Source organism: Bacillus sp. Bvel1 (genome assembly GCF_014872755.1).
GTDB lineage: Bacteria > Bacillota > Bacilli > Bacillales > Bacillaceae > Bacillus > Bacillus velezensis.
Genome location: NZ_JAAOBZ010000007.1, coordinates 174,264 through 185,863 on the forward strand (window position 1 = coordinate 174,264; position 11,600 = coordinate 185,863).

Here is an 11,600-nt window from a genome sequence, read left to right on the forward strand (position 1 = left end):
AAATAAATGAACCGATACAAGAGAAAAAGATATTTTCGATCGCATAAACGTGTTATACTTAAACCAATTAGAACCAAAAGGAGCCAATTTATGAGTGTAATTGAACAAACTGATCCTTTTTATCAGCTAGCCGGCGAACATCACACCTTTTCAGAAGCGAAACGATTGGCCTCGCAATTTGCCTTATCTGATTTGCCGGTCTTCATAACGGGTGAAGTCGGAACCGGAAAAAAACAAATGGCCAGAGCGATCCATCATAAATCCCGCAGAAACAGCGAACTATTTATTACCGTTCACTGCAGTCAAAGCGAAGAGCGGCTCGAATATGAACTGTTCGGCGCTGAAGGCGCATTAAACAGGGCCCGCCGCGGAACATTATTCTTATATGAAATCGGAGACATGCCGCTCTCGGTACAGGCCCGCCTTCTTTCCGAGCTGGACGCCGGGCTTTCCGCCCGCATCATTGCAAGCAGCACGGCGAATCTTGGCGATACCGGCGCGGAAAACACGTTCAGCATAGATTTATTTTACAGGCTTCACGTGTTATGCCTTCCGCTCCCTGCTTTATCTGAACGAAAAAGCGATATACCGCTTCTTCTGCAGCATATGCTGACAGCCTCGGGGCAGCATGTTCATATCGATCCGTCCGTTTATCCGCTGTTTGAGCGGCACACCTTTAACGGCAACATCAGAGAACTTGAAAATGCGGCGCACTATATGGCCGCGGCAGCATCCGGCAGCACGATTTATCCCGAGCATGTCCCGCCGTATATCAAAAACAGCCAGAAAGCGAAAACCGCTAAGAAAAAAGAAAAACGGCTGACATTGATGGAGAAAGAAGAGTTTTTGTTTATTTTGGAAGCAATTAAAGACTTAAATACAAAAGGCGAACCCGCCAGCAGACGGAGCATATCCGAATTAAGCGAAAACAGCACAATGACATTAACGCCCCAGCAAGTCAGAAACAGGCTTGATTACTTAGAAAAGATGAACTATGTGACAAAAGGCCGGGGACGCGCAGGAACAAAAATCACATTAGAAGGGTTGACCTTTTTGCAGTCACTGCAAAAACAAATCCTTTAAAAAGGAGGACATTTGATTGTTTACAATAAAAGAAGAAATCGCAAATGCCGTCACACACGGAATCGGTGTATTGCTGTCGATTCCGGCGCTTATTTTTCTCATTATCTTTGCGGTGAAATACGGCTCGCCGACAGACATCGTCAGCTTTTCCATATTCGGCGCTTCAATGCTCCTGCTGTATCTCAGCTCGACTCTTTTGCACAGCATCCAGCATAAAAAAACGAAAGACATTCTTGAAATTGTGGATCATTCCGCGATATACGTATTAATAGCCGGAACATATACGCCATTTTTATTAGGACCCCTTAAAGGGGCGCTCGGTCTGACCCTTTTAATTATTGTTTGGTCGCTTGCCATCGGAGGCATCGTGTTTAAAATCTTTTTTGTGAAGCGGTTTATCATTTTTTCAACGCTTGTCTATTTAATGATGGGCTGGCTGATCATCATCGCCATTAAACCGCTGTACGCTTCGCTGTCAGGTCCCGGTTTCGGCCTTCTTCTTTTCGGCGGCTTATTGTATTCCGCCGGCACAATATTTTATATTTGGAGAAAAGTTCCGTATCATCACGCCATTTGGCACAGTTTTGTTTTAGGCGGCAGCGCCTCGATGTTTTTCTGTATTTTGTTTTATTGCGTCAAAGTTCCCTTTATCTGAAATAAAAAAGCACAGCCTCTCGTATAGAGACTGTGCTTTTTTTATGCACGGAGCCGTTTCTGACCGGCCGGATAATAAGCGGGCTTTATATGTAATTCAATGTCAGCCGGTTTCAGCCGTTTCAATAACCTGCCCCGCAGCAGCCGGTCTGTTCCCGAAGTGCTGACGGGCACAATCGGGAGATCGAAACGAAGGGCCAGTTCCTCCGGATTGATTTTGCCGTCTTCGGACAGAATCAGACTTTGCCCTTTTTGCAGCCGGACTTCCGCCTCCTGAAGCACTGCATCCCGGCTGTCTCCGCCACAAATGACACCCATCAGACGCAGCCAATTTCCGAGAAACGGCATCCGGAAAGCTTTCTCGCCAGCGATAAAACCAGCCGGCTCTTCAAGATGTCCCGCAAGCAGCAGAAGATCAGCCGGGCGCAATCTGGGGTGCACATACAATACGGGGCCGTCCGGTATCGGCTGATCATGATGAATGCCGATTGCCGATCCCGACACGTCAATGCAGCCTCTCATAAAGGCTTTCGGCCGCTCATACACCAGCCTCATCTGTTTTTGAAAAGAGAGCCGCGGGTCAAGCTCTTTTTGATTGATATATTCCTGAATATTTTTCATGAACATAAATACAACGTACATCACAAGGCAGCCGTAACGAATCAATTCTTGTCCCCCTGCTTAATTCTTTTTCTCGTATACAAGGTACTCATAATCGTAAGGGTTTTTTTCATCTTTTACTCCCTGTTTGCGGGAGGTCAATTCCCATTCAGCTTCATTAAATTCCGGAAAAAAACGGTCTCCTTCAAAGATATGGTGAATTTTTGTCATGTAGAGTCTGTCCGCATAGGGAAAGAGCGCACTGTACAGCTGGGCGCCGCCGATTACAAAGCATTCTTCATCCGCCGGGATCAGCTTGAGCACTTCCTCAGCCGAGTCGGCGGTAATACAGCCCGGGAATGAAGATTCGTCCCGTGAGGTTACAACGATGTTCCGCCGGTTCGGAAGCGGGCGTCCGATTGATTCAAACGTTTTCCGCCCCATTACAATGGTATGACCCGTCGTCACTTTTTTGAAATATGCGAGATCATCGGGAAGGTGCCAAGGCAGATCGTTATCTTTTCCGATCAGCCGGTTTTCATCCATCGCAAAAATAAACGAAATCATACGCTGACAGCTCCTTTTATGTGCGGATGCGGGTCATAATCCTCAATGATAAAGTCTTCAAACGTAAAATCAAAAATAGAATCAACATTTCGCGCAAACCGCAGTTTCGGCAGCGGTCGGACATCCCTTGTCAGCTGCAAATTCACCTGCTCCACATGGTTTTGGTAAATGTGGACGTCTCCGAATGTATGAACAAACTCACCCGGTTCAAGTCCCGTCACATGCGCGATCATCATTGTTAAAAGCGCATAAGACGCAATATTAAACGGCACGCCGAGAAAGACATCCGCTGAGCGCTGATAAAGCTGACACGACAGTTTTCCGTCCGCGACATAAAACTGAAACAGGCAGTGGCAGGGCGGAAGCGCCATATGATCAATTTCGCCGACATTCCAGGCGCTGACGATTAAACGTCTGGAATTCGGGTTTGTCTTGATGTCATGAATCAGCCGGGAGATTTGATCAATGGTCTCGCCGTCTGCTCCGCGCCACGAACGCCATTGAGAGCCGTAAACCGGTCCGAGTTCTCCGTTTTCATCCGCCCATTCGTTCCAGATGCGGACTCCGTTTTCCTGAAGGTAGCGGACATTTGTATCTCCTTTTAAGAACCAAAGCAGCTCATGCGCGATGGATTTAAAATGGAGCTTTTTCGTCGTAAGCATCGGGAAACCTTCCTGAAGGTTAAACCGCATTTGGTAGCCGAACGTGCTGATCGTACCCGTTCCCGTACGGTCTCCTTTTTTTTCTCCGTTTTCTAACACATGACGGCACAAATCTTTATATTGTTTCATTTTTTTCATCCTTTTAAAGTAGTCTTTTAGTAGTGTAACACAATAAAAAATCATTTCTGCAAAATTTCTCAGAAATGATTTTTTTATTTCTTCTCGCTATTACACGCTCATCCAGTCAGGCGGCGTATTGCGGTCCCAGTAAATGCTGCCGAGCTCATGATGTGATTGAAATCCGTCTTCAGCGGTATGGTAATGAAAATTAAACCAGTAGCCGTCTTGCGGAGGATGATCCCGGCGGACGTGGAACCTTAAAAGATCTTCACCTGTCAGCCTGTTATACACATGAAAAATTTTTTCAGTTTTTCCGGCCGACGGTTTACTGGAAATAACCACATCCTGATACGCTTCATCATCTTGAAACTTGGCTAAATGTCCTGTGATGACATCTTCGATTTTCGGCAGAATTTCACTTCTGTAATCATCTTCAATGACCGGAGAGATTTTGCTGCCGAATTTTAAAAATGATTGATTTTCAGCATCACCGAGAAGCTGCTGCTGATACGATTGAAACAGTAATTCAGGCTCCCGCCCTGCCTTCGCTTCTCCCGTCAGGGCATGTTCATCATAAAAAGCGGTGTAATCATTCTGCTCAAGACTGCTCGACTGTCCTGAAGGCTTGTCTGTCATCAAAGCAGCCGGAGGAGACACGAGTCCGAACGTTACAATGGTAAACAGAACCACAAGGGTCTTTTTCATCCACAATTTCATGATAGATTGTTCCCCTCTGTTTTATTGTCCTCTTTTCCTTTATTTTAGCATAGATTAAAGCGCGGCGTCATGTCCGGCACCGTATTATCATGCAATATGGGAAATTGGTAACTGTGACCGAGCGGATAAACCGCTTACAATAAGAAGGAGAAAAAGGAGGGGATGAGATGATTAACGCTTTATTTGCGACTGTATCACTTCTCACGCTGCTTTATTTTGTCGTTATGGAAATCACTGATTAACGAAAAAGAAGCCCATGATATCATGAGCTTACATGGATGACACCGAAGTGGAAAAGCGCCGTCTTTCTTTTCAGCACCTTGAAGCCGTATCGTTCAAACCGCGGGCTTTTCCAATGGTCTTTAAGCACTACGCATTTTTTCGCCGCCCGGACGGCTTGCGTGATGCACTCTTCGTTAAAACCCTCTTCTGCCAGCGCGCGGAGCGGTGCAATGCCGTCTGACGTTTCAACAGGTTCGTGAAACATCGGGTCAAAATAAATGACATCTACCGATGAATCAGGAAGCTCCCGCAAATAATCGGCGCAGCCGGCATGTTTAACCTGAATGCGTTTCATGGCGGTTTGGAGCTGCTCCATTCCGGTTTCCCACGTTTGAAGTCCTGTTTCTACAAGCAATGAGACAAGCTTGTTTTTCTCCAGGCCGATGACTTGTCCGCTTTTTCCGACTGCCAGGCTTGCCAAAATCGCATCGGATGCCAGGCCGAGCGTACAATCTAAAAAGGAATCCCCCTCGCGTAATCCGGCTGCTTTTAACAACGGCTCGGCTTCCCCTCTCAAAAACCGCTTTGCGCGGAACATCGCTGTATTCGGGTGAAAAAAGAACTTCTCCCCTTGCTTCGTGTAAAGTTCGAACCGTTCCTTTCCGATGACTAAAAGATCGCTAGCGGCTCGTTCCAGCATTTTTTCAATGGGCTGTTTATTGCGGCTGCAGTAAGTGTCACCCAGCCTGACACTGAGTGACTGCGCTGTGTGTATCGTGTATTCGCTTGGTCTGTAACTCGTTGTGATCATCTTTTTCTCCAAAAAGAAAATGCCCGGAATTTGGGCATTTCAGCAGTGCGCATCGAAGGCATCCGTCAGATTTTTCATAATTTCCTCCATGTCATGCCCTTCGATTTCGTGGCGGGGAATAAAATGAACGACCTCTTTCCCTTTTAACAGCGCCATTGATGGCGAGGAAGGTTCCTGCCCCGTAAAATATTCACGCATTTTTGCAGTTGCGTCTTTATCTTGACCGGCAAATACGGTAACCGTATGATCAGGCGCTTTTTCATGCTGTAAAACAGCCTGAGTCGCAGCCGGACGGGCGAGACCGGCTGCACAGCCGCACACGGAGTTGACAACGACCAATGTCGTGCCCTCTGCCTGTTCCATAAAGCTTTCTACTTCTTCAGCAGTCGTTAATTCCTGAAAACCCGCATCCGTCAGCTCACGGCGCATCGGCACGACCAGCTGGCGCATATATTCTTCATAAGCCATTGACATAAAAAAGCCCCCTCTAAAATCCTTATATGAAGTCAAGGATACTATAGAGGGGGCCGGAATTCAATTGTTCAGGCCTCTGTTTTATATTTTCATGATTCCGCCTGTATTGGCGCTTGTTACGAGTTTGGAATACCGGGCCAGATATCCTGTTTTTACTTTCGGCTCGAAGCCTTTCCATTCGGCCTTGCGTTTTTCCCATTCTTCTTCAGGCACTTGTACGTCCAAAATCCGTTTTTCTATGTCAACGATGACATGGTCGCCGTTTTCTACGAATGCGAGCGGGCCGCCTTCAGCCGCTTCAGGTGATACGTGCCCGATTGAAAGACCCCGGGACGCTCCTGAAAAACGGCCGTCTGTAATAAGCGCCACTTTCGGGCCAAGCCCCATTCCGACAATCTGAGACGTCGGAGCAAGCATCTCCGGCATGCCCGGTCCGCCCTTTGGCCCTTCATAACGGATAATGACAACATCTCCTTCTTTTACTTTGCGGTTTATAATGCCTTCAAGCGCGGCATCCTGGGAATCAAAGACGACAGCGGGGCCTTCATGTCTTGTAATCCCGTCCTGTACGCCGCCTGTTTTGATAATGGCGCCGTCCGGAGCCAGATTCCCAAACAGGACCGCCAAACCGCCTTTTTCGGTAAACGGATTGTCAAGCGGATGAATCACGTCATAATCCTTTACTTCATGACCCGCAATTGTTTCTCCGAGTGTGCGGCCTGTTACAGTCAGCGCGTCAAGATGAAGCGCCCCTTCTTTTTTCGCCAATTCATTAAGGGCCGCCGAGACTCCGCCCGCTTCGTGCAGATCTTCAATGAAGACGTCCGAGGCCGGCGCCAATTTCGATAAGTGAGGCACCCGTTCAGCCACTTCGTTAATGCGTTCTAAAGAGTACTCGACCCCAGCTTCATTGGCAAGCGCAAGCGTATGTAGCACTGTGTTGGTTGAGCCGCCGAGAGCCATGTCTAACGCAAAGGCGTTGTCAATCGCTTTTTCGGTGACAATATCGCGCGGCTTAATGTCTTTTTTAATGGTCTCCATCAATTGGGCCGCTGATTTTCTCACAAACTCTCTTCTCTCCGGTGAAGTTGCCAGAATTGTTCCGTTTCCCGGAAGCGCCAGACCGAGCGCTTCAGACAGACAGTTCATGGAGTTTGCCGTAAACATGCCTGAACAAGATCCGCACGTCGGGCAGCCGAACTGTTCCAGCTCCTGCAGGTCGCTTTCACCGATTTTCCCGGCTTGATATGCGCCGACGCCTTCAAATACTGAAGAAAGCGAAATTTTGCGGCCGTCGCTTGTGCGGCCGGCTGCCATCGGCCCCCCGCTGACAAAAATGGTCGGAATATTAATCCGCATAGCCGCCATCAGCATTCCCGGCGTAATTTTGTCGCAGTTCGGAATGCAGACCATTCCGTCAAACCAGTGCGCCGAGACGACCGTTTCAACTGAATCGGCAATGATTTCACGGCTCGGCAGTGAATATCTCATGCCGATATGCCCCATCGCGATTCCGTCATCTACTCCGATCGTGTTAAATTCAAAAGGCACACCGCCCGCTTCCCTGATTGCTTCTTTTACGATTTTTCCAAATTCCTGCAGGTGAACATGCCCGGGAACGATATCGATGTATGAATTACAGACCGCGATAAACGGCTTGCCGAAGTCTTCTTCTTTTACGCCGGCAGCGCGAAGAAGGCTGCGGTGCGGCGCTCTGTCAATTCCCTGTGTGATCATGTTGCTGCGTAATTCTGCCATGGTGATCCCCCTACTGTTTTTAGACTGTGCGATATTTTTAAAATTTTCAGTTTATTCTAGGGCGCGTTCTGCAAATTACCTGTTTACAGCGTCTTTGCCCTGTCTCGCTTTTCTATTCTTTCTGTATTTCGATAAAAACCCTCCAACAATTAATATTGTACTTACTATATAGAGTTTTGAATCATTTTTCAACAATATTCTAAATAATTTTTATAAAAAGTGAATTCAAATAAAAAAGGTGCATGGCGCACCTTTTTGTTATAACTGTTCTTTTTTTCTGCTTTCAGTCATCTGTTTCCAGACTGAACCTTTCGCCTCTTCTCCGTGCTCAATCCGTTCAATCGCCATTTTGACTTGCAGGCTGACTTCGAATTCCGGATCGTCTTCCGCCGCTTTTAAATCTTCCAGCGCGCTTTCATCGCCGACTTCATATAAAAACATGGCCGCGCGCCAGCGCACGAGCTTGCTTGAGTCACTGAGCGATTTCATCATAGCCGGGATGGCGCTCGCATCGCCGAGATCCGACAGACAGTCACCCGCCGTCCTTCTGACCGTCACCGTTTTGTCTTCAAGCGCTTTGTATAACAGCGGAAGCACAGACGGCTTTTCGATCATTCCCAAATAAACGACGGCTTGTCTTCTGATCGAAGTCTTCGGATCATGCAGCGCCTTTTCCAATACTGGTAAATCGTCTTCATCCGGATCCATTTGCTCAAGATGGGCATAGCGCTGTTTCCAGTCTTCATCATCGAGCATTTCCAAAGTCACTTTATAAGCTTTCCGCTGCACTGCCGGTTTGGCCTCACCCTTTTGCTGTACGGCTGCTTCTGTCAGGCGTTTGAGCCGCTCATCACTGTAGGCGGCCTGAAGCTCTTCTGTGACATCGTGTCCGATTTCGGTAAAATCCCCGAAGCGCACGCCTTGTTCTTTCCAAGCCCGCTCAAATACAACATTTGAAGCTTCGGAACGCAGCTTTAAGATGGCTTCTTGGAAACGTTCCGGAAGGCCGAAGCGCTCTTCACGTTCGCCGTCCGTCAATTTGACCTGCATCGGGATTCCGCTGAACATTTGTACGAAAACCTTCACTTCACCGAACGATTCCTGTTCAGAACGGCTCTCAGACTGCTCCGTATGTTCCATTCCGAAAGCGGAACGGACCTGAGGCAGAATGTCCTTCCAGTCAAAACGGGCGTTTCTCTCCACAGCCAGGAAATCGGCAACGTGATAAACACCCTTTACTCCTTCAATGTTTAAAATATCACGTACGACGGCCGGAGCATCATCTGCCTGATCGGGCTTGTAATTGTTGCTTTTCCCCGCCGGAAGCTCTTCAGTCAAAATCACTTTCATCGTGTTCGGACTCGGCGTCGGTTCTATTGATTTAATCTTCATATTGGTCCTCCTATGCGCAATCTGACACTTATTCTAACATAGTCGGCACAAGCGTTCTATTGCGCCGCTTAGCTTTTGCCGATGCCGGCCTCTTTTTGGATACGGGCGGCGAACTGCAAAAGAAATTGATGCCGCTCCTCTGCTAAACCGGCCCCCGCTTTTGTATTCATTAAGCCTTTAAGCTTGATTAATTTATCCTCTATATGGGCCAGTACACTTGTTTGAGTTCCGTACATCGGGTGACCCTTCGCGCCGGCAAACATAAAAGCCCTGCCGATGCCCGCTGCGCCGATCGCATCAAGCATGTCTGCATCCTGAACAACTTTCCCCTCCAATGAAAGCGGCCGCTTTATCAGCAGTTCCCTGTGTCTGAATGACATTCTCGTGATGATATCCGCGATCTCCTCAATGGAGCCAGCCGCAATGTTGAAAGCAGCCAGCCGTTCTGTCACTTCGCCTGCCGTCAGCCTTTCGCTTTTTTCGAGCTTGGCGTCAATCAGATCATGAACCAGCGCGGCCGTCTCAGTGATAAATAAGTCGGCGCCTTCTTCTTTTGCCATATAAACAGAAAGTGTTGCGACCCGGGAAATATGAAGCCAGTCATGGCCCGTACGTTCATTGATAAGCTTTTCTCTGACCCAATTCCTGACGCTTTCCAGCTGCTCTTTTTCGTTCACCGTATCACCTCTTATCGGGCCAAAAGCCTCTGCACCGTATCTTCAAGCTCTTTTGGGTTGACGTTCGGTGAAAAACGCCCGTTGACTTCACCGTTTCGGTCCACGATAAACTTAGTGAAATTCCATTTGACCGCTTTTGTGCCGAGCATCCCCTTCGCCTGTTCCGTCAGATATTTGAAGAGAGGATGAGCGTCTGCCCCATTGACATCAACTTTCGCAAACATCGGGAATGTGACTCCGTAGTTTTTCACACAGAACTCTTGAATTTCCGCTTCATTTCCAGGTTCTTGGTTCATGAATTGGTTGCAGGGAAATCCCAATATTTCAAGACCTTCCTCCCGATATGTATCATAGAGCTCCTGAAGCTGCTTGAGCTGGGATGTGAACCCGCATTTGCTTGCTGTATTCACAATGATGATCACCTTGCCTCTGTAAGCCGATAGCGTCATGTCTTCGCCTGTTATGGTCCGTACGTTTATATCGTAAATTGTCATCTGCGGCCCTCCTTTTTACATTCTTCATTTATTTTACCTGTTTTACACTGCAAAACAAACGGTAACCGCTTTTTCCTTCCACTTAACGGAAAACGTTTTTTTCGAGGAACCAAACGGCTCTTTACCCGTCATAATAAAAGAGCCGCTCCGAATTTATACCCATTTGCCGCTTTTATCCCTGTCATTATGCGTTAAATACGGTTTATTACGCCGGGATGGATTGAAAAATGGCTTAAAAATTTCTATAATGAAGAAAATTAACGGGGAATAACGGAGGTGGCATGTTGCCTATTAATATACCAAATCACCTGCCCGCTAAGCAGGTGCTTGAAAGTGAACACATCTTTGTAATGGATGAAAGCCGGGCTTTTCATCAGGATATCCGGCCGCAGAAGATCGTGATTTTAAATCTGATGCCGAAAAAAATCCAAACGGAAACCCAGCTCCTCAGGATGCTTGGGAATTCACCTTTACAAGTTCACTTTACGTTCTTAATTCCGAGCACACATACTCCAAAAAATACGGCAAGGCAGCATCTGGATGAATTTTATACGGATTTTTCCAGCATCCGCCACAAACGGTTTGACGGAATGATTATTACCGGGGCTCCGATTGAGCACCTGCCGTTTGAAGATGTTTCTTACTGGGAAGAATTGAAGGAAATCATGGAATGGAGCAAAAAGAACGTCACTTCAACACTCCATATCTGCTGGGGCGCTCAAGCCGGTTTATACTATCATTACGGCATTGAGAAAGTGGAGCTGCCGAAAAAAATCTTCGGTGTGTTTGAGCATACCGTTCTTAAAAAACATGAGAGATTGGTAAGAGGATTTGACGAGCTATACTATGTGCCACACTCACGGCATACAGATATTAATACGGAGCAGCTGCAATCGGCTTCGGATCTGGATGTGCTCAGCGTTTCAGAGGAAGCGGGGGTCTGTTTAATCGTTTCAAAAGACGAAAAACAGATTTTCTTAACGGGTCATCCGGAATATGATACCGATACGCTGCTTCAGGAGTATAAGAGAGACATAGAGAGAAATCTTTCAAACGTAGAAGCTCCTAAGCACTATTTTGCGCCCGGCGGGAAAGAACCTGTTAACCGCTGGAAAGCTCATGCAACGTTATTGTTTATGAATTGGCTGAATTATTACGTATATCAGGAAACTCCGTATGAATGGGATTAATTTTTGTTTTAAGTGATACGGTGACAAAAATATGATAAAATACTTTTGATTCAGTATGCGTATAACAAAACTTTAAAATAATGGAACATATCAATTAAATTTAGTTTAAATATGTTGCCGCGCTTATTATAAAATGATGCACTTGTGTTATGTTTATCTATAGACAATAACTCCTTACG

13 protein-coding genes are annotated in these 11,600 nt (G+C 46.9%); 3 read left to right on the forward strand and 10 right to left on the reverse strand.

The features are described from left to right. Positions 1-90 precede the first annotated feature (90 nt). Together HAP68_RS10045 and trhA are read left to right on the forward strand one after the other, a co-directional pair. Positions 91-1,083, forward strand: coding sequence for a sigma 54-interacting transcriptional regulator (locus tag HAP68_RS10045; protein ID WP_003153626.1), 993 nt, complete (start codon positions 91-93; stop codon positions 1,081-1,083). A 16-nt stretch (positions 1,084-1,099) separates the two neighbouring features. Continuing rightward, positions 1,100-1,738 carry a PAQR family membrane homeostasis protein TrhA gene (gene trhA / locus HAP68_RS10050; protein ID WP_003153625.1) on the forward strand — a complete coding sequence of 213 codons (639 nt, stop codon included), beginning with the start codon at positions 1,100-1,102 and terminating at the stop codon, positions 1,736-1,738. A gap of 41 nt (positions 1,739-1,779) precedes the next feature. Here trhA and HAP68_RS10055 read toward each other — a convergent pair whose 3' ends face one another. From HAP68_RS10055 to HAP68_RS10100, 10 genes are all read right to left on the reverse strand, one after another. Further along, a complete protein-coding gene (locus HAP68_RS10055; RefSeq protein ID WP_014305260.1) occupies positions 1,780-2,403 on the reverse strand; it encodes a lysophospholipid acyltransferase family protein in 624 nt (207 codons plus the stop codon). Between the two features lie 15 nt (positions 2,404-2,418). Further along, complete coding sequence (locus HAP68_RS10060; RefSeq protein ID WP_003153623.1) at positions 2,419-2,904, reverse strand: dihydrofolate reductase; 486 nt, start codon at positions 2,902-2,904, stop codon at positions 2,419-2,421. Further along, complete coding sequence (locus HAP68_RS10065) at positions 2,901-3,695, reverse strand: thymidylate synthase (RefSeq protein WP_003153622.1); 795 nt, start codon at positions 3,693-3,695, stop codon at positions 2,901-2,903. The genes HAP68_RS10060 and HAP68_RS10065 overlap by 4 nt, the downstream gene beginning before the upstream one ends. A gap of 99 nt (positions 3,696-3,794) precedes the next feature. After that, positions 3,795-4,403 (reverse strand): YpjP family protein, encoded by a 609-nt coding sequence (locus HAP68_RS10070; RefSeq protein ID WP_003153621.1) that lies wholly within the window; start codon positions 4,401-4,403, stop codon positions 3,795-3,797. A 262-nt stretch (positions 4,404-4,665) separates the two neighbouring features. Continuing rightward, the gene (locus HAP68_RS10075; RefSeq protein WP_014305261.1) at positions 4,666-5,436 is read right to left on the reverse strand and encodes a class I SAM-dependent methyltransferase; all 771 of its coding nucleotides are present in this window, start codon (positions 5,434-5,436) and stop codon (positions 4,666-4,668) included. 39 nt (positions 5,437-5,475) lie between these two features. After that, entirely contained in the window at positions 5,476-5,910 is a 435-nt protein-coding gene (locus tag HAP68_RS10080) for a BrxA/BrxB family bacilliredoxin (RefSeq protein ID WP_024085514.1), read from the reverse strand. A gap of 81 nt (positions 5,911-5,991) precedes the next feature. Further along, positions 5,992-7,668: a dihydroxy-acid dehydratase gene (ilvD, locus tag HAP68_RS10085; protein ID WP_007409524.1), complete on the reverse strand. Its 1,677-nt coding sequence runs from the start codon at positions 7,666-7,668 to the stop codon at positions 5,992-5,994. 258 nt (positions 7,669-7,926) lie between these two features. Next, a complete protein-coding gene (locus tag HAP68_RS10090; RefSeq protein WP_024085515.1) occupies positions 7,927-9,060 on the reverse strand; it encodes a conserved virulence factor C family protein in 1,134 nt (377 codons plus the stop codon). Positions 9,061-9,128: 68 nt separating this feature from the next. Beyond that, positions 9,129-9,737 (reverse strand): HD domain-containing protein, encoded by a 609-nt coding sequence (locus HAP68_RS10095; RefSeq protein WP_003153612.1) that lies wholly within the window; start codon positions 9,735-9,737, stop codon positions 9,129-9,131. 11 nt (positions 9,738-9,748) lie between these two features. Continuing rightward, on the reverse strand, positions 9,749-10,231 hold the full coding sequence (locus HAP68_RS10100; RefSeq protein ID WP_024085516.1) for a glutathione peroxidase: 483 nt from the start codon (positions 10,229-10,231) through the stop codon (positions 9,749-9,751). Between the two features lie 284 nt (positions 10,232-10,515). On the opposite strand from HAP68_RS10100, the gene metA reads away from it, so the two are divergent. Next, the gene (metA, locus tag HAP68_RS10105) at positions 10,516-11,421 is read left to right on the forward strand and encodes a homoserine O-acetyltransferase MetA (protein WP_024085517.1); all 906 of its coding nucleotides are present in this window, start codon (positions 10,516-10,518) and stop codon (positions 11,419-11,421) included. Positions 11,422-11,600: the final 179 nt, after the last annotated feature.